This window comes from Enterobacter cloacae complex sp.6700776, assembly GCF_048284255.1.
GTDB classification, from domain to species: domain Bacteria; phylum Pseudomonadota; class Gammaproteobacteria; order Enterobacterales; family Enterobacteriaceae; genus Enterobacter; species Enterobacter intestinihominis.
Map to the genome: position 1 here is coordinate 237686 of NZ_JBLVYK010000006.1, position 17438 is coordinate 255123.

The 17438-nt window shown below is 56.4% G+C and carries 15 protein-coding genes; 9 read left to right on the forward strand and 6 right to left on the reverse strand.

The window, feature by feature from the left end; all coding sequences use genetic code 11:
- The first annotated feature begins 24 nt into the window (after window positions 1-24).
- Genes fhuA through fhuB form a run of 4 tightly spaced genes read left to right on the forward strand, consistent with a single transcriptional unit; the run spans window position 25 to window position 5952 of the window.
- Entirely contained in the window at window positions 25-2235 is a 2211-nt protein-coding gene (gene fhuA / locus ACNQ0T_RS12270) for a ferrichrome porin FhuA (protein ID WP_023299357.1), read from the forward strand.
- A 50-nt stretch (window positions 2236-2285) separates the two neighbouring features.
- A complete protein-coding gene (gene fhuC, locus ACNQ0T_RS12275) occupies window positions 2286-3083 on the forward strand; it encodes a Fe3+-hydroxamate ABC transporter ATP-binding protein FhuC (protein WP_022647093.1) in 798 nt (265 codons plus the stop codon).
- Window positions 3083-3973: a Fe(3+)-hydroxamate ABC transporter substrate-binding protein FhuD gene (gene fhuD / locus ACNQ0T_RS12280; RefSeq protein WP_023299359.1), complete on the forward strand. Its 891-nt coding sequence runs from the start codon at window positions 3083-3085 to the stop codon at window positions 3971-3973. The genes fhuC and fhuD overlap by 1 nt, the downstream gene beginning before the upstream one ends.
- Window positions 3970-5952: a Fe(3+)-hydroxamate ABC transporter permease FhuB gene (gene fhuB / locus ACNQ0T_RS12285; protein WP_032625558.1), complete on the forward strand. Its 1983-nt coding sequence runs from the start codon at window positions 3970-3972 to the stop codon at window positions 5950-5952. The genes fhuD and fhuB overlap by 4 nt, the downstream gene beginning before the upstream one ends.
- Window positions 5953-6046: 94 nt before the next feature.
- On the opposite strand, the gene hemL is transcribed toward fhuB, so the two are convergent.
- Window positions 6047-7327 carry a glutamate-1-semialdehyde 2,1-aminomutase gene (gene hemL / locus ACNQ0T_RS12290; protein WP_015572714.1) on the reverse strand — a complete coding sequence of 427 codons (1281 nt, stop codon included), beginning with the start codon at window positions 7325-7327 and terminating at the stop codon, window positions 6047-6049.
- 177 nt (window positions 7328-7504) lie between these two features.
- Between hemL and clcA the strand changes: the two genes are divergently transcribed.
- Both clcA and erpA read left to right on the forward strand, forming a co-directional pair.
- A complete protein-coding gene (gene clcA, locus ACNQ0T_RS12295) occupies window positions 7505-8905 on the forward strand; it encodes a H(+)/Cl(-) exchange transporter ClcA (protein WP_022647097.1) in 1401 nt (466 codons plus the stop codon).
- Window positions 8906-8990: 85 nt separating this feature from the next.
- Window positions 8991-9335 (forward strand): iron-sulfur cluster insertion protein ErpA, encoded by a 345-nt coding sequence (gene erpA, locus ACNQ0T_RS12300; RefSeq protein WP_003856230.1) that lies wholly within the window; start codon window positions 8991-8993, stop codon window positions 9333-9335.
- 57 nt (window positions 9336-9392) lie between these two features.
- On the opposite strand, the gene ACNQ0T_RS12305 is transcribed toward erpA, so the two are convergent.
- Genes ACNQ0T_RS12305 through mtnN form a run of 3 tightly spaced genes read right to left on the reverse strand, consistent with a single transcriptional unit; the run spans window position 9393 to window position 11540 of the window.
- Window positions 9393-10016 carry a TRIC cation channel family protein gene (locus ACNQ0T_RS12305; RefSeq protein WP_003856227.1) on the reverse strand — a complete coding sequence of 208 codons (624 nt, stop codon included), beginning with the start codon at window positions 10014-10016 and terminating at the stop codon, window positions 9393-9395.
- 23 nt (window positions 10017-10039) lie between these two features.
- On the reverse strand, window positions 10040-10849 hold the full coding sequence (gene btuF, locus ACNQ0T_RS12310; RefSeq protein WP_022647099.1) for a vitamin B12 ABC transporter substrate-binding protein BtuF: 810 nt from the start codon (window positions 10847-10849) through the stop codon (window positions 10040-10042).
- Window positions 10842-11540 (reverse strand): 5'-methylthioadenosine/S-adenosylhomocysteine nucleosidase, encoded by a 699-nt coding sequence (mtnN, locus tag ACNQ0T_RS12315; protein WP_003856223.1) that lies wholly within the window; start codon window positions 11538-11540, stop codon window positions 10842-10844. The genes btuF and mtnN overlap by 8 nt, the downstream gene beginning before the upstream one ends.
- Window positions 11541-11622: 82 nt before the next feature.
- On the opposite strand from mtnN, the gene dgt reads away from it, so the two are divergent.
- From dgt to ACNQ0T_RS12330, 3 genes are all read left to right on the forward strand, one after another.
- Complete coding sequence (gene dgt / locus ACNQ0T_RS12320) at window positions 11623-13137, forward strand: dGTPase (protein WP_417930097.1); 1515 nt, start codon at window positions 11623-11625, stop codon at window positions 13135-13137.
- A gap of 132 nt (window positions 13138-13269) precedes the next feature.
- Window positions 13270-14703, forward strand: a complete 1434-nt coding sequence (gene degP / locus ACNQ0T_RS12325) for a serine endoprotease DegP (protein WP_022647101.1) — start codon at window positions 13270-13272, stop codon at window positions 14701-14703.
- A gap of 146 nt (window positions 14704-14849) precedes the next feature.
- A complete protein-coding gene (locus ACNQ0T_RS12330; RefSeq protein ID WP_003856217.1) occupies window positions 14850-16007 on the forward strand; it encodes a CdaR family transcriptional regulator in 1158 nt (385 codons plus the stop codon).
- Between the two features lie 89 nt (window positions 16008-16096).
- On the opposite strand, the gene ACNQ0T_RS12335 is transcribed toward ACNQ0T_RS12330, so the two are convergent.
- The gene (locus ACNQ0T_RS12335; RefSeq protein ID WP_022647102.1) at window positions 16097-16486 is read right to left on the reverse strand and encodes a DUF3461 family protein; all 390 of its coding nucleotides are present in this window, start codon (window positions 16484-16486) and stop codon (window positions 16097-16099) included.
- A 111-nt stretch (window positions 16487-16597) separates the two neighbouring features.
- A complete protein-coding gene (dapD, locus tag ACNQ0T_RS12340; RefSeq protein WP_023299365.1) occupies window positions 16598-17422 on the reverse strand; it encodes a 2,3,4,5-tetrahydropyridine-2,6-dicarboxylate N-succinyltransferase in 825 nt (274 codons plus the stop codon).
- Window positions 17423-17438: the final 16 nt, after the last annotated feature.

Genomic DNA, 17438 nt, shown 5'->3' on the forward strand with positions numbered 1-17438 from the left:
CACCTTTTTCATCAGAGATCCATCATGGCGCTTTCCAATACTGCTCAGCCAATTAACACGTCGCTGCGTAAAATCGCAGCCGTCGTAGCCACAGCGGTTGCCGGCATGTCTGCTTATGCACAGGCCGCTGAAACCCCCAAGAAAGAAGAAACCATCACCGTGACTGCCGCACCGGCTGCACAGGAAAGTGCCTGGGGTCCTGCACCGACGATTGCGGCAAAACGCACTGCAACGGCGACGAAAACCGATACACCCATTGAGAAAACCCCGCAGTCTATTTCTGTTGTGACTCGTGAAGAGATGGACATGAAACAGCCGGGAACGGTTAAACAGGCCCTGGCCTACACCCCAAGCGTTTTCGCAACGCGCGGCGCCTCAACAACTTACGATGTGGTTTCGATTCGTGGTTTCACGACCTCCAGCACCGTGAATACCAACCAGTATCTGGATGGTATGAAGTTGCAGGGAGACAACTACTCTGAAGCGTCCATGGACCCGTACTTCCTTGAGCGCGTAGAGCTGCTGCGTGGCCCGACGTCTGTACTGTATGGCAAAAGCCATCCGGGCGGCGTAGTGAGTATGGTCAGTAAGCGTCCAACCACGGAACCGTTGAAAGAAATTCAGTTCAAAATGGGGACGGATAACCTCTGGCAGACGGGGTTTGATTTCAGCGACGCGATTGACGATGACGGCGTGTGGTCCTACCGTCTGACCGGTCTGGGACGTAGTGAGAACGCGCAGCAGGAAATGGTGAAATCTACTCGTTACGCGATTGCGCCGTCTTTCAGCTGGCGTCCTGATGATAAAACCGATTTCACCTTCCTGAGCAACTTCCAGAGCGATCCGGATGCGGGTTACTACGGCTGGCTGCCACGTGAAGGTACCGTTGTGCCTTACTATGATGCTAACGGAAAAGCGCACAAACTGCCGACCGACTTCAACGAAGGTGATGAAGACAATAAGATCTCCCGTCGTCAGAAAATGGTGGGTTACAGCTTCGCGCATGAATTCAACGACACCTTCACCGTGCGTCAGAACCTGCGTTATACCAAAATCAACACCCTTTACCGTTCAGTTTACGGTAACGGCTATATCGCCCCGGCCCAGATCAGCCGTGCCTACGTGCGCTCAGATGAAGACCTCAACTCGTTCACGGTTGATACACAGCTCCAGTCGAAATTCGCGACCGGCGCCGTTGACCATACCCTGCTGACGGGTGTGGATTACCTTCGTATGCGAAATGACATTGATGCTGACTACGGCACCGCCGATCCGATCAGCATGAACAATCCTCAGCACGGCAATGCGAACGTCAATGTGAACTTCCCGTATGCCATGCTCAATCGTCAGGAGCAGACCGGGCTCTATGCGCAGGATCAGGCTGAATGGGATAAGTGGGTACTCACCTTGGGTGGCCGCTATGACTTTGCGAAAACGTCTGCCTTTAACCGTAATAACGGAACCACCGCGGAAATTAACGATCAGGCATTTACCTGGCGCGGGGGGATTAACTACCTGTTCGACAACGGGATTACACCATACTTCAGCTACAGTGAATCTTTCGAACCGCTCTCTGGCACCACCCAGGGCGGCAAACCGTTCGATCCGGCACGCGGCAAGCAGTATGAAGCGGGCGTGAAGTATGTTCCAAAAGATCTGCCTGTTGTAGTGACGGCAGCGGTATACCAGCTGACCAAGAACAATAACCTGACCGCCGATCCGGCGAACCCGACCAGCGGCTTTAGCGTGCAGGGCGGTGAAATTCGCTCCCGAGGCTTTGAGCTGGAAGCGAAAGCGGCGGTGTCGGCTAACGTGAACGTGACGGCGGCCTACAGCTACACCGATGCGGAATACACCCACGATACCTGGTATGAAGGTCGTCGTCCGGCAGAAGTACCGCGCAACATGGCATCACTGTGGGCGGATTACACCTTCCACGAGACGGCGCTAAGTGGCCTGACCGTTGGTGCGGGTGCTCGCTACATCGGTAACACGGTGACGTACTACTCCTCAGCGTCGCCTAAAGCCTATGAGTCCTTTAACGTCGCGGGTTATGCCCTGGCGGATGCGACCGTGAAATACGATCTGGCGCGCTTCGGTCTGCCGGGCTCTTCCGTCGGCGTCAACGTGAACAACATCTTTGATCGTGAATACGTCTCCAGCTGCTACAGCGAGTATGCATGCTACTGGGGAGCAGGACGCCAGGTTGTTGCCACGGCGACCTTCCGCTTCTAACCTCTTTATGGGCACGGTTCGCCGTGCCCTTTTTATTTAAGTTGGCTGACATGCAGGATACTAAAACGCAATCCGACTCCACCTTCACGCTCAACAATCTCTCCTTTCGCGTACCCGGGCGCACCTTGCTGCATCCGCTCTCTTTGACGTTTCCCGCAGGTAAAGTGACCGGTTTAATCGGGCACAATGGTTCCGGTAAATCGACGCTGCTGAAGATGCTGGGCCGTCATCAGCCACCGTCCGAGGGCGACATTCTGCTGGATGACCAGCCGCTGGCGAGCTGGAGCAGTAAGGCCTTTGCCCGCAAGGTGGCCTATCTGCCGCAGCAGTTGCCGCAGGCGGAGGGGATGACGGTGCGCGAGCTGGTGGCGATTGGACGTTATCCGTGGCACGGTGCGCTCGGGCGTTTTGGCGTTGCTGACAGAGAGAAAGTGGAAGAGGCGATCGCGCTGGTTGGGTTAAAACCGCTGGCGCACCGTCTGGTGGATAGCCTGTCCGGTGGCGAGCGTCAGCGCGCATGGATCGCAATGCTGGTGGCGCAGGACAGCCGCTGCCTGCTGCTCGACGAACCCACTTCAGCGCTGGATATTGCTCATCAGGTTGACGTCCTGGCGCTGGTGCATCGGTTAAGCCAGCAGCGCGGCCTGACTGTGATTGCCGTTCTGCATGATATCAACATGGCGGCACGCTACTGCGACTATCTGGTAGCGCTGCGCGGCGGTGAAATGATCGCTCAGGGTACGCCTGCCGAACTGATGCGCAGCGAAACGCTGGAACATATCTACGGTATTCCTATGGGCATTCTGCCTCACCCGGCCGGGGCTGCACCCGTGAGCTTTGTCTACTGATGCTGGATCCAACATTAATTAGCCGCCGTCGCCTGCTAACGGCCATGGCACTCTCACCGCTGCTGTTAAAGATGGGCCCGGCCCGCGCTGCCGCAGTCGATCCGCACCGCATCGTGGCGCTGGAGTGGTTGCCCGTCGAACTGATGATGGCGCTGGGCGTGACGCCTTACGGCGTGGCCGATATTCCCAACTACACCCTGTGGGTGAATGAGCCAAAACTGCCGGACTCCGTCATCGACATCGGTCTGCGTACGGAGCCGAACCTTGAGCTTCTCACCCAGATGAAACCGTCTTATTTATTCTGGTCTGCGGGGTATGGCCCGTCGGAAGAGACCATGGCGAAGATTGCGCCCGGACGGGGCTTTTCCTTTAGCGACGGTAAAAAGCCGCTGACCATGGCAAAAAATTCCATCCACGAGATGGCGCAGTTCCTCAACCGTGAGGCTGAGGCGAAAAAACATCTCAATGAATTTGATGCGCTGATTGATTCCCTTAAGCCGCGCTTTGCCCACCGTGGCGATCGGCCTTTGCTGATGGTGACCCTGCTGGATGCCCGCCATATGCTGGTCTTTGGAAATAACTGTCTGTTCCAGGAAGTACTCGACAGCTTTGGCATTCGCAATGCCTGGGAAGGCGAGATGACATTCTGGGGCAGTACCGCCGTGGGTATTGACCGTCTGGCGGCGTTTCGTGATGTGGACGTGCTGTGCTTTGACCACGGCAATGAGCGCGAAATGCAAACCCTGATGGCGACTCCGCTCTGGCAGGCAATGCCGTTCGTCCGCGAGCAGCGCTTCCTGCGCGCGCCAGCGGTATGGTTCTACGGCGCGACGCTGTCGGCCATGCATTTTGCCCGCGTGCTGGACAATGCACTGGGAGGCAAGGCATGAGCACGCGTATGGCCCGTTTCCCGATGTTACTGTTAGCGCTCATTTTTCTGGCTGCCCTGGCATTAACCGGCTTTAACCTGACCACGGCATTACCGCGCGATCAGTGGGCAGCCGCGTTTGCCGCACCGGATATCGACAATATTCAGCAAATGCTGTTTCACTACAGCCTGCTGCCGCGTCTGGCTATCTCCCTGCTGGTCGGGGCGGGACTGGGACTGGTGGGTGTACTGTTTCAGCAGGTGCTACGTAACCCGCTGGCGGAGCCAACCACGCTGGGCGTGGCGACGGGGGCTCAGCTGGGGATCACCATCACCACGCTCTGGACCCTGCCGGGAGCGTTAACCTCGCAGTTTGCCGCGCTGGCAGGCGCATGCGTGGTCGGTGCGCTGGTCTTTGGCGTAGCCTGGGGAAAACGTCTCTCACCGGTCACGCTGATCCTCGCGGGGCTGGTCGTCAGCCTCTACTGTGGGGCGATCAACCAGCTGCTGGTGCTGTTTCACCACGACCAGCTGCAAAGCATGTTTATGTGGAGTACCGGCACGCTCACCCAGACCGACTGGAGTATCGTCCAGCGCCTGTGGCCGCAGCTGTTTGGCGGCGTGGTGCTGACGCTGCTGCTGCTGCGTCCGCTCACGTTGATGGGCCTCGATGACGGCGTGGCGCGCAATCTCGGGCTGGCGCTGTCGCTGGCCCGTCTGGCGGCCCTGACCCTGGCGATTGTGCTGAGCGCGTTACTGGTTAACGCCGTCGGCATCATCGGTTTTATCGGCCTGTTTGCGCCATTGCTGGCAAAAATGCTCGGCGCGCGCCGTCTGCTGGCGCGTCTGATGCTGGCGCCGCTGATTGGTGCGCTGATCCTCTGGCTTTCCGATCAGCTCATTCTCTGGCTGGCGCGCGTCTGGATGGAAGTTTCCACGGGCTCGGTGACGGCCCTGATCGGCGCGCCGCTGCTGCTGTGGCTGCTGCCGCGCCTGCGCAGCATTAGCGCTCCGGCGATGGATGCCGGCGATAAAGTGCATGCCGAGCGTCAGTCGGTGGTGTGGTTCAGCCTTGCCGGGCTGGCAGTGCTGGTTATCGCCTCGTTTGCCGCACTCTCGCTGGGACGCGACGCCACGGGCTGGCACTGGGCAACGGGGGATTTGCTGCATGAACTCATGCAGTGGCGCTGGCCGCGGATTTTCTCCGCGCTGATTGCGGGCGTCATGCTGGCGGTGGCGGGCTGTATTATCCAGCGTCTCACCGGCAACCCGATGGCAAGCCCGGAAGTATTAGGGATCAGCTCCGGGGCCGCGTTTGGCGTAGTGTTGATGTTGTTCCTCGTACCGGGAAATGCGTTCGGCTGGCTGATGCCTGCCGGGAGTATCGGTGCGGCAGTCACGCTGATGATTATCCTGATCGCCTCCGGGCGAGGTGGTTTCTCACCTCACCGCATGCTGCTGGCCGGGATGGCGCTCAGCACCGCGTTTACTATGCTGCTGATGATGTTGCAGGCGAGCGGCGATCCGCGCATGGCGCAGATCCTGACATGGATTTCCGGTTCAACGTACAACGCCACCGGCAGTCAGGTGGTGCATACCGGGATTGTGATGATCGTGCTGCTGGCGATTGTGCCGCTGTGCCGCCGCTGGATGACCATTCTGCCGCTGGGTGGGGATACCGCCCGCGCGGTCGGGGTGGCGCTGACGCCAACGCGCATTGCGCTGTTGCTGCTGGCCGCGTGCCTGACGGCGACGGCCACCATGACTATCGGCCCGCTCAGTTTTGTCGGATTAATGGCGCCGCATATCGCCCGTATGATGGGTTTCCGCAGGACTTTGCCGCATATCGTGATCTCTGCGCTGACGGGCGGGGCGATCCTGGTCTTTGCTGACTGGTGCGGAAGGATGGTGCTGTTCCCGTATCAGATCCCGGCGGGCCTCCTGTCGACCTTTATCGGCGCGCCTTACTTTATTTATCTGTTGAGAAAGCAGAGTCGGTAATAAAAGTAAACGGCAATCCTTAGATTGCCGTTTTAGTGTTTGCTCCCTCTCCCTGTGGGCTGAGGGTTGGGGTGAGGGCATCAAGCCGCACATTTTACAGCTTCGCAAATACCTTACGCGCTGCGTCGATGGTGTTATTGATATCTTCTTCGCTGTGCGCCACGGACATAAAGCCCGCTTCAAACGCTGACGGGGCAAGATACACGCCTTCTTCCAGCATCAGGTGGAAGAAGCGTTTGAAGCGTTCCACGTCGCATTTCACCACGTCCTGATAGCAGGTCACGGTTTTCGCATCGGTGAAGAAAATCCCGAACATCCCGCCCACGTGGTTCACCACCAGTGGAATACCCGCATCTTCTGCGGCTTCCAGCAAACCGTTTGCCAGTTGCGTCGTCCGGTCCGTCAAGGTTTCGTGGATACCCGGCTGCGCCACTTCGGTCAGACAGGCAAAGCCCGCCGCCATCGCAATCGGGTTACCGGAGAGCGTACCCGCCTGGTAAACCGGACCGGTTGGCGCCAGCGCGTCCATGACGTCCTTACGGCCGCCAAACGCGCCGACAGGCATGCCGCCGCCAATGATTTTGCCGAGGCAGGTCAGATCCGGCTCCACGCCGTAGTATGACTGCGCCCCCGCCAGCGCCACGCGGAAGCCGGTCATCACTTCGTCGATGATCAGCAGCGCGCCGAACTCATCACACAGGGCGCGCAGGCCCGGCAGGAAGTCAGGCTGCGGTGGGATACAGTTCATGTTGCCCGCAACTGGCTCAACGATGATGCAGGCGATCTCCTGCGGATACTGCTCGAACGCGGCGCGAACGGTGTTCAGATCGTTATAGGTGCAGGTCAACGTGTGTTTCGCGAAATCAGCCGGCACCCCCGGGGAGTTCGGCTGGCCGAGGGTCAGCGCGCCGGAACCAGCTTTCACCAGCAGACAGTCGGCATGGCCGTGATAACAACCTTCGAACTTGATGATCTTGTCACGGCCGGTAAAACCGCGCGCCAGACGGATAGCGCTCATGGTCGCTTCGGTACCGGAGTTCACCATACGCACCATGTCCATCGTTGGCACCAGTTCGGTGACCAGCTCCGCCATTTTTACTTCCATCTCGGTTGGCGCACCGAAGCTCAGGCCGCGCTGAGCGGCTTCAATCACCGCGTTGCGGATCGCCGGGTGGTTATGCCCCAGTACCATCGGGCCCCAGGAGCCGACGTAATCGACATAGGCTTTACCATCCACATCATACAGATATGCGCCATCCGCACGTTCGATAAACAGCGGGGTGCCACCCACGCCGGTAAAGGCGCGCACGGGTGAGTTCACGCCGCCTGGGATTAGCTCGCGGGCTGCGCTGTAGAGGTTTTCAGACTTGCTCATGGCGTCGTTCCTGGTTCGTAGAAATGAGTTAAGGCAACTATTCTAAGTGATTCGGAAGAGGTTATAAAATTTTTGCCCCATAGAAGGCTTAACAATTGTTAAGTATTTTTCAGGGGACGAGGGGATTGTCTCTGGTAGAATCCCTGCGGCCTTTTGTATGACGAAACAGAACAGGTAATGAACGAGAACACGCCTTCTTTTGAACAACAACAGTTTACGCGCGCGAAGCACCGGGTCAGTATCCGGCGGCTGCTCAACCGTGACAAAACCCCGTTAGCCATTCTGGTGGCAGCCGCCGTTGTGGGCACGCTGGCCGGGCTGGTAGGCGTCGCGTTTGAGAAAGCCGTCAATGCGGTGCTCAACTGGCGTATAGGTACCGTCGCCAGCTTTGCGGATCGTGAATGGCTGGTCTGGGTGTGGGCCTTTGGCCTTTCGGCCCTGTTTGCCATGGTGGGCTATTTTCTGGTGCGTAAATTCGCACCTGAAGCAGGCGGCTCGGGGATCCCTGAAATTGAGGGGGCGCTGGAAGAGCTACGCCCGGTTCGCTGGTGGCGCGTGCTTCCTGTGAAATTTATCGGCGGGATGGGAACGCTCGGAGCGGGCATGGTGCTCGGTCGGGAAGGACCAACGGTACAGCTGGGCGGTAACGTCGGGCGCATGGTCGGCGATCTGTTCCGTATGCGCAGCGCCGAAGCGCGCCATACGCTGCTGGCGACGGGGGCGGCGGCCGGGCTGTCTGCCGCGTTTAACGCGCCGCTGGCAGGTATCCTGTTTATCATTGAAGAGATGCGCGCCCAGTTCCGCTACAACCTGATCTCCATTAAAGCGGTGTTTACCGGCGTGATTATGTCGAGCATTGTCTTTCGCGTCTTTAACGGCGAAGGGGCGGTGATTGAAGTTGGCAAGCTAACCAATGCGCCGGTCAATACTTTGTGGCTGTATCTGATTCTTGGGATGATTTTTGGCGTCGTTGGCCCGCTTTTTAACACCCTGATTTTACGGGCTCAGGATATGTTTCAGCGCATCCATGGCGGAAATACCACGAAATGGGTGCTGGTGGGGGGCCTGCTTGGTGGCGTGTGCGGGATCCTCGGTTTTATCGAACCGAATGCGGCGGGCGGCGGTTTCGGTCTGATTCCCATTGCCGCGGCGGGGAATTTCAGCGTAGGCCTGCTGCTGTTTATGTTTATTTCACGCGTCATCACCACGGTATTGTGCTTCTCCTCTGGTGCCCCGGGCGGCATTTTCGCCCCGATGCTGGCGCTGGGAACGCTGCTGGGTACGGCGTTCGGGATGGCGGCGGCGGCAGGCTTCCCGGCCTACCATCTGGATGCGGGAACGTTTGCGGTTGCGGGAATGGGGGCGCTGCTGGCGGCCTCCCTGCGTGCGCCGCTGACCGGGATCGTGCTGGTGCTGGAAATGACCGACAATTACCAGCTCATTTTGCCAATGATCATTACCTGCCTCGGCGCGACACTATTAGCCCAATTCCTGGGTGGAAAACCGCTATACTCCACCATTCTTGCCCGTACCCTGGCGAAACAGGAAGCTGAACAGGCCCTGAAGCAGAATACTTGAATGAATTACCAGGGTATTAGATAATGACAAAAAGAATTGGGTGATTTTTACCCAATAGCAGTCGCAGTATTCATGGGAGCATAAGATGAGTGATGACGTAGCGTTGCCGCTGGAATTTACCGAAGCAGCAGCGAAAAAAGTGAAAACCCTGATTGCCGACGAGGACAATCCGGATCTGAAACTGCGTGTTTATATTACCGGCGGCGGCTGTAGTGGCTTCCAGTATGGTTTTACCTTTGACGACCAGGTTAACGATGGTGATATGACTATCGAGAAACAGGGCGTCGCGCTGGTGGTTGATCCGATGAGCCTGCAATATCTGGTGGGCGGTTCAGTGGACTACACTGAAGGTCTGGAAGGTTCGCGCTTTGTGGTGACTAACCCGAATGCGACCAGCACCTGCGGGTGTGGTTCTTCATTCAGTATTTAACCTGAATGCAAATTGTAGGCCCGGTAAGCGAAGCGCCACCGGGCTTATAAACGACACCTATCTTGAATTTTCATCCAGTGCAAACGTCGGCAGCTTCAGGTGCCAGCGTATCGCCGCTAAACGGATCACCAGCGTTACCACCATCCCCAGCATCGCCGCGTTTTCCAGTGGGACAGCAAAGGTGTAATATGCCGTGGCGTGAACAATCCCCCCGATGATACAGGCCGTCGCGTAGATTTCCGTTCGCAGGATCATCGGGACTTCTCGCGCCAGAATGTCGCGAATAATCCCTCCGCCCACGCCGGTCAACACGCCCATACAGATCGCCACCAGCGGGCCAGTCCCGGCAATAAAGGCTTTATTCACGCCTATTCCCACAAAGACCGCCAGACCGACGGCATCCAGCACCGGCAATATCCATTTTGGTAGTCTGCGAGGCTGACGAACCAGCACGATGGTTAACAGGCAGGTGACCATCGCCACCACCAGATCCGTTGGATCTTTTACCCAGAATACCGGGCCGTTTGCCAGCGCCATATCGCGAATCGTTCCGCCGCCTACCGCCGTAACGACGCCGAGCACCAGTACGCCAAAAGGATCCATGCGTAGTTTTCCGGCAAGCAAAACGCCGGAGATAGCAAAAACGGCTGTGCCAAGAATATCCAGCCAATACACGAGCATCGTTAAATCCTCGAATAGGGTATTTATCTGTTTGAGTGACTCTCTGCCAGTTCGGCGCAGAGTTGTTTTGCGGCGAGGATAATACGCGGGCTGGCGCGTTCAAACCAGTCGCTGTTGAGTGCGATGACCGGAATTTTAAGCTGCCGATGCCAGAATTGTTCTATTTTAGGAATCTCGCTCGCATTTCCGACCACCACAATGGCCTGCGGTTGTCGCGCCAGAACCTGCTCACGACTGACCTGCGGCCAGGGGACCCGGCTTTCGGCAAAGATATTTTCACCTCCACAGATCTCAAGCACCTGGTTCTGGATCGAACCTTTCCCGGTAGTGAACAGCGGCTGGCTGCCAAATTGCAGAAAAACGCGTTGTTTCGGTTGCGTGCCGTATCGGGTTTTTAGCGCAGCATAGTCGTTGAGCATCTGCTGTGCAGCGTGCTCGGCGCGTTGGGGGGTAGGGCTGAAGGGCGCGAGGTCCCGGAGGGTTTGCGCCACCTGTTCGATGCTCACCGCATCTACCCATTTTACCGTTATTCCCAGCGAAGAGAGCTGGTTCACCTGTCGTTCGGCATTACCACCGCGCCAGGCAAGAACCAGATCGGGCTTCAGCGCCACGATGCGTTCCAGGTTCATTCCCTGCCAGGTGGCAACCTGTTCGATTTGGGCGGCCTGCGGTGGATAATCGGAAAAGCTGCTCACCGCAACGGGCGTAATCCCGGCGGCAAACGCCAGTTCCGTATTGGCAGGGGAGAGTGTGATCACCCGCGGCGCGGCGATGAGCCAGGCCGGGGCGAGCAGAAGCAGGGCGACCAGCGCCCTGAATGACACCTTACCCACGCGCCAGTTTCTGCACCAGGGTTTCCACCATCACGGTGGACTGTTTGGCCGCAACGGCCAGGAACTCGTCGAAGCTGATGTGGGACTGCTGGTCCGCCACGTCAGAGATCGCGCGAACGACCACGAACGGCACGCTGAAGTTATGGCACACGTGCGCAATGGCCGTGGCTTCCATCTCAACGGCCACAGCCTGCGGGAAGTTATGACGGATTTTCGCCAGACCAACAGAGCCGTTGATAAAGGCATCGCCGCTGACGATCAGGCCACGCACCGCATTGAGGTTCAGCTCGTTAATGCAGCTTTCAGCGGCGGCAATCAGCTTATCATCCGCTTTAAACCCGGCCGGGCAGCCCGGAAGCTGACCATATTCGTAGCCGAATGCGGTGACATCTGCATCGTGGTAACGCGCTTCGTCGGAAACCACGATATCGCCCACTTTCAGCGTCGGCGCCAGACCGCCCGCCGAACCTGTATTAATGATAACGTCAGGCTTGCAGCGCTCAAGCAGCAGGGTCGCGCCCAGTGCCGCTGCAACTTTACCGATGCCTGATTTCAGCAGAGCCACGTCAACGCCGTTCAGCTGGCCGGTGTAGATCTCACAGCCACCAAGGGAGAGGGTCTGACGGTTCTCAATTTTGTCACGCAGCAGCGTAACTTCTTCTTCCATTGCACCAATAATGCCGATTTTCATAGATTTACTCGCGATGTGCCTTGTTAAGATGCATAGTCTATCATGCGGTTAAGGGGAAACGCATTCTCACGCGGGGGAGCACATGGCACCAATCGATTTTCGCACCAAAATTAACTGGCACCGACGTTTCCGTTCGCCGCAGGGCGATAAGAGCGAACATGAGATCCTGCGCATTTTTGAAAGCGATCGCGGACGCATCATCAATTCGCCCGCCATCCGCCGGTTACAGCAAAAAACCCAGGTGTTCCCGCTGGAGCGTAACGCTGCGGTGCGTACGCGGTTAACGCACTCCATGGAAGTGCAGCAGGTGGGGCGCTACATTGCGAAAGAGATCCTCAGCCGTCTTAAAGAGCAACGTCTGCTGGAAACCTACGGGCTGGATGAACTGACCGGGCCGTTCGAAAGCATCGTTGAGATGGCCTGCCTGATGCACGATATCGGCAATCCTCCCTTTGGTCATTTCGGCGAGGCCGCCATCAATGACTGGTTTAAACAGCGGCTTTTTCCCTCTGACGCCATAAGCCAGCCGCTCAGCGATGACCGCTGTGTGGTACGCGATTTACGCCTGCGTGAGGGCGAAGATAGCCTGAACGATCTGCGCCGCAAGGTGCGTCAGGATCTGTGTCATTTCGAAGGTAACGCGCAGGGGATCCGTCTGGTGCACTCCCTGATGCGCATGAATCTGACCTGGGCGCAGGTGGGCTGTATTCTCAAATACACGCGTCCCGCGTGGTGGATGGGGGAAACGCCTGCCACCCATAGCTACCTGATGAAAAAACCGGGCTATTACCTGTCGGAAGAAGCGTACATTGAACGGTTGCGTAAAGAACTTTCGCTAACGCCGAATGGCCGTTTTCCATTGACGTGGATTATGGAAGCGGCTGATGACATTTCTTATTGCGTGGCCGATCTGGAAGACGCAGTGGAAAAAAGAATATTCAGCGTCGAGGAGCTGTATCAGCATCTTCACGATGCCTGGGGAGAGCATGAAAAAGGTTCTCTGTTTGCACAGGTCGTCGAGAATGCCTGGGATAAATCGCGTTCAAATTCGCTGAGCCGCAGTACCGAAGATCAGTTCTTTATGTATTTGCGGGTCAATACGCTGAATAAACTGGTGCCGTATGCGGCCGCCCGTTTCATTGATAATTTGCCGATGATATTTAGCGGGGAATTTAATCACGCCCTGCTGGAAGATGAGAGCAGTTTTAGTCAGCTGCTTGAATTATATAAAAACGTGGCTGTTCGCCATGTTTTCAGCCACCCGGATGTCGAACAGCTGGAGCTGCAAGGATACCGGGTTATCAGCGGGTTGCTGGAAATTTATGGCCCGCTGCTCCAGCTGACGGTCGATGAGTTTTACGAGCTGGTCGAAAATGAACGTGTTCGCCGCCTGCCGATTGAATCTCGTCTCTATCAGAAGCTTTCAACCCGTCACCGGCTGGCATACATTGAGGCCGTCAGTAAAATAGATCGTCATTCTTCCCAATGGCCAGTCATGGAATATTATTATCGCTGTCGTCTTATCCAGGACTATATCAGCGGGATGACAGATTTGTATGCCTGGGATGAATACCGCAAGCTTATGGCCGTTGAATAAGCCATGAGTTTTGTAAAGACGACCAATAAATTTTTACTTTTTCCATAAACTTAATCCCGGAACTAAGCGGTATAAAACGAATCTGAGTTACACAGCAATTTTGCGTTATCTGGTAAATCGAGATTGAGAAACATGAAAAAAACCACATTAGCAATGAGTGCACTGGCTCTGAGTTTAGGTTTAGCGTTGTCCCCTCTGGCGACGGCGGCCGAGACAGCTTCCTCGGCAGCGACTGCGCAGCAGATGCCAAGCCTGGCCCCGATGCTCGAAAAAGTGATGCCATCGGTGGTGAGTATTAACGTTGAGGGCAGCACAACCGTCAATACGCCGCGTATGCCGCGTAATTTCCAGCAGTTCTTCGGCGACAATTCGCCATTCTGCCAGGACGGTTCGCCATTCCAGAGTTCTCCGTTCTGTCAGGGCGGCGGCGCAGGGGATGACGGTCAGGGCGGCGGCCAGCAGCAGAAATTCATGGCACTCGGCTCGGGCGTTATTATTGATGCAGCGAAAGGCTACGTGGTGACCAATAACCACGTGGTAGATAATGCTAACACCATTAAGGTTCAGATGAGCGATGGCCGTAAATTCGATGCCAAAGTGGTCGGTAAAGACCCGCGCTCCGATATCGCACTGATTCAAATTCAGGATCCGAAGAACCTGACGGCGATTAAGCTTGCCGACTCTGACGCGCTGCGCGTGGGTGACTACACTGTCGCCATCGGTAACCCGTTTGGTCTGGGCGAAACCGTGACCTCGGGTATCGTCTCCGCGCTGGGACGTAGCGGCCTGAATGCGGAAAACTATGAAAACTTCATCCAGACGGATGCGGCCATTAACCGCGGTAACTCCGGCGGTGCACTGGTTAACCTGAACGGTGAACTGATCGGTATCAACACCGCTATCCTGGCACCGGACGGTGGCAACATCGGTATCGGCTTTGCTATCCCGAGCAACATGGTGAAAAACCTGACTGCGCAGATGGTGCAATATGGACAGGTGAAACGTGGTGAGCTGGGTATCATGGGGACCGAGCTGAACTCCGAGCTGGCGAAAGCAATGAAAGTGGACGCTCAGCGCGGCGCATTCGTGAGCCAGGTCATGCCGAACTCTTCAGCGGCGAAAGCCGGCATTAAAGCGGGTGACGTGATCACCTCTCTGAACGGTAAACCGATCAGCAGCTTTGCCGCCCTGCGTGCGGAAGTGGGTTCTATGCCAATCGGCAGTAAAGTGACCCTCGGCCTGCTGCGTGAAGGTAAGCCAGTTAACGTGAGCCTGGAACTGCAACAGAGCAGTCAGAATCAGGTGGATTCCAGCACCATCTTCAGCGGTATTGAAGGTGCTGAGATGAGCAACAAAGGGGCAGATAAAGGCGTGGTGGTGAACAACGTGAAAGCGAACTCACCTGCTGCCCGTATCGGCCTGAAAAAAGGTGATGTGATCATGGGCGCTAACCAGCAGCCGGTGAAAAACATCGCTGAACTGCGCAAAATTCTCGACAGCAAGCCGTCCGTGCTGGCACTGAATATTCAGCGTGGTGATACCTCTATTTATCTCCTGATGCAGTAATCTTCTTAAGCCCCTGTACGCAGGGGCTTTCTCTTTTCTGTGACCTTTCCCACAACTCCATACATCTCTCTCTGCCTTTGGGCATCTGCACAATGCAGCCTTAGCTGAACTTCCCTATGCTTGAGCTCTGCTCACGGGAGGGTTATATGGCTGGCTGGCATCTTGATACCAAAATGGCGCAGGATATCGTGGCGCGCACCATGCGAATCATCGATACCAATATCAACGTAATGGACGCCCGAGGGCGCATTATCGGCAGCGGCGATCGTGAGCGTATTGGTGAATTGCACGAAGGGGCGTTGCTGGTGCTCTCTCAGGGGCGCGTGGTCGACATTGATGACGCCGTGGCGAAACATCTGCACGGGGTCCGTCAGGGGATCAACCTGCCGCTGCGTCTGGAAGGAGAGATTGTTGGCGTTATCGGTCTGACCGGCGATCCTGAATCGCTGCGTAAATACGGCGAGCTGGTCTGCATGACGGCGGAGATGATGCTGGAGCAGTCGCGTCTGATGCACCTGCTCGCCCAGGACAGCCGCCTGCGTGAAGAGCTGGTGATGAATTTGATCCAGGCGGAGGAGCACACGCCTGCCCTGAGTGAGTGGGCGCAGCGTCTGGGTATCGACCTGAATCAGCCGCGCGTGGTCGCCGTGATTGAGGTGGATAGCGGCCAGCTTGGTGTGGACAGCGCCATGGTGGAGCTACAGCAGCTGCAAAATATGCTGGCGACGCCGGAGCGTAACAACCTGGTGGCAATCGTCTCTTTGACGGAAATGGTGGTGCTCAAGCCTGCGCTTAATCAGTTTGGCCGCTGGGACGCGGAAGATCATCGTCGCCGCGTTGAGCTGCTCATCGAGCGCATGAAGGAGAACGGACAGCTCCGTTTTCGCGTCGCGCTGGGAAATTACTTTACCGGGCCGGGAAGTATCGCCCGTTCATGGCGAACGGCGCGCACCACCATGATGGTGGGTAAACAGCGTATGCCGGAGAGCCGCAGTTATTTCTATCAGGATCTGATGCTGCCGGTCCTGCTCGACAGTTTGCGAGGTGGCTGGCAGGCCAACGAGCTGGCGCGCCCGCTTGTGCGTCTGAAAGCGATGGACAACAACGGGCTGCTGCGCCGCACGTTGCAGGCGTGGTTCCGGCATAACGTGCAGCCGCTGGCAACGTCAAAAGCGCTGTTTATTCACCGTAATACGCTGGAGTATAGGTTAAACCGGATCTCGGAACTGACGGGGCTGGATTTAGGGAATTTTGACGACCGGCTACTGCTGTATGTGGCGTTGCAGCTGGATGAACAAAGATGATGCTGTTTGCCGGGTGGCGGCTTCGCTTTACCCTGACTACATGCGTTCGTAGGCCCGGTAAGCGAAGCGCCACCGGGCAATAAAACGGCTCATTTGTTACGCGTCAATTTCTCAAGATCAGCTTCAATTTCGCTGATCTTATGGGTAACAACACTTTCCAGGTGACGCAGGTCGTCAAGGATCTTACGTTTCAGATCGACTTCGCTGCGATCGCGCTGGCAGATTTGATCGAGTTCGTCGATAACGTAGCGCAGGTTAGGGCTGATTTCCTGTACTTCTTTATATCCCTGACCGATACCGTCAGCGACAACGGTCTTACGCTGGCGTGGGTATTTAAATTTCACGCTTTTGGCGAAGAACTCTCCTTTGTCCTTGTGAAAATAGATTTTCAAAATATCGTTATTGGCTTCCTGGCGGAGACTATAACGATCAATTTCATCAGGATTGGTAATGCCCAGACTTTTCAGATTATCGTACATAGCGGTACCCTTGATCTCAACATAACCTATGAATAATTAACGAAAAAATCTATTTTCGCCACCTTCGGATATAAAAAAAGCGGGGTTGCCCCCGCTTTTTGTTATACCCGATTAATCGATGGTGCGCAGCAGTTCATTGATGCCCACTTTACCGCGCGTTTTCGCATCCACTTTTTTCACGATGACCGCGCAGTACAGGCTGTATTTGCCATCTTTAGACGGCAGGTTGCCGGAAACCACAACGGAACCGGCTGGAACGCGGCCGTAGTGAATTTCACCGGTTTCGCGATCGTAAATACGGGTGCTCTGGCCAATGTACACGCCCATGGAGATCACAGAACCTTCTTCGACGATCACGCCTTCAACCACTTCGGAACGTGCGCCGATGAAGCAGTTGTCTTCGATGATGGTTGGGTTAGCCTGAAGTGGCTCCAGAACGCCACCAATGCCGACGCCGCCGGACAGGTGAACATTTTTACCGATCTGCGCGCAGGAGCCGACGGTAGCCCAGGTGTCCACCATGGTGCCTTCGTCAACGTAGGCGCCGATGTTCACGTAGGATGGCATCAGCACGGTGTTGCGTGCGATGTATGCCCCCTGACGAACGGCTGCCGGTGGTACTACGCGGAAGCCCTCTTTCTGGAAGCGCGCTTCGTCGTAATCCGCAAATTTCATTGGCACTTTATCGAAGTAGCGGCTTTCTGCTCCGTCGATAACCTGGTTATCGTTGATACGGAAAGAGAGCAGCACAGCTTTCTTCAGCCATTGATGAGTAACCCACTGACCGTCGATTTTTTCTGCCACGCGCAGCGCGCCGGAATCCAGCAGGGAAATAACCTGGTTTACCGCTTCACGGGTCACGGTATCCACATTTGCCGGAGTGATGTCGGCGCGACGCTCAAAAGCGGACTCAATAACGTTCTGTAACTGCTGCATTGTTTACTCTTTCCAT

Excerpts from the sequence above, each read along its gene's own strand:
- fhuA (WP_023299357.1), top strand. The coding sequence starts at position 25 with ATGGCGCTTTCCAATACTGCTCAGCCAATTAACACGTCGCTGCGTAAA.
- fhuC (WP_022647093.1), top strand. The coding sequence starts at position 2,286 with ATGCAGGATACTAAAACGCAATCCGACTCCACCTTCACGCTCAACAAT.
- fhuD (WP_023299359.1), top strand. The coding sequence starts at position 3,083 with ATGCTGGATCCAACATTAATTAGCCGCCGTCGCCTGCTAACGGCCATG.
- fhuB (WP_032625558.1), top strand. The coding sequence starts at position 3,970 with ATGAGCACGCGTATGGCCCGTTTCCCGATGTTACTGTTAGCGCTCATT.
- hemL (WP_015572714.1), bottom strand. The coding sequence starts at position 7,327 with ATGAGCAAGTCTGAAAACCTCTACAGCGCAGCCCGCGAGCTAATCCCA.
- clcA (WP_022647097.1), top strand. The coding sequence starts at position 7,505 with ATGAACGAGAACACGCCTTCTTTTGAACAACAACAGTTTACGCGCGCG.
- erpA (WP_003856230.1), top strand. The coding sequence starts at position 8,991 with ATGAGTGATGACGTAGCGTTGCCGCTGGAATTTACCGAAGCAGCAGCG.
- ACNQ0T_RS12305 (WP_003856227.1), bottom strand. The coding sequence starts at position 10,016 with ATGCTCGTGTATTGGCTGGATATTCTTGGCACAGCCGTTTTTGCTATC.
- mtnN (WP_003856223.1), bottom strand. The coding sequence starts at position 11,540 with ATGAAAATCGGCATTATTGGTGCAATGGAAGAAGAAGTTACGCTGCTG.
- dgt (WP_417930097.1), top strand. The coding sequence starts at position 11,623 with ATGGCACCAATCGATTTTCGCACCAAAATTAACTGGCACCGACGTTTC.
- degP (WP_022647101.1), top strand. The coding sequence starts at position 13,270 with ATGAAAAAAACCACATTAGCAATGAGTGCACTGGCTCTGAGTTTAGGT.
- ACNQ0T_RS12330 (WP_003856217.1), top strand. The coding sequence starts at position 14,850 with ATGGCTGGCTGGCATCTTGATACCAAAATGGCGCAGGATATCGTGGCG.
- ACNQ0T_RS12335 (WP_022647102.1), bottom strand. The coding sequence starts at position 16,486 with ATGTACGATAATCTGAAAAGTCTGGGCATTACCAATCCTGATGAAATT.
- dapD (WP_023299365.1), bottom strand. The coding sequence starts at position 17,422 with ATGCAGCAGTTACAGAACGTTATTGAGTCCGCTTTTGAGCGTCGCGCC.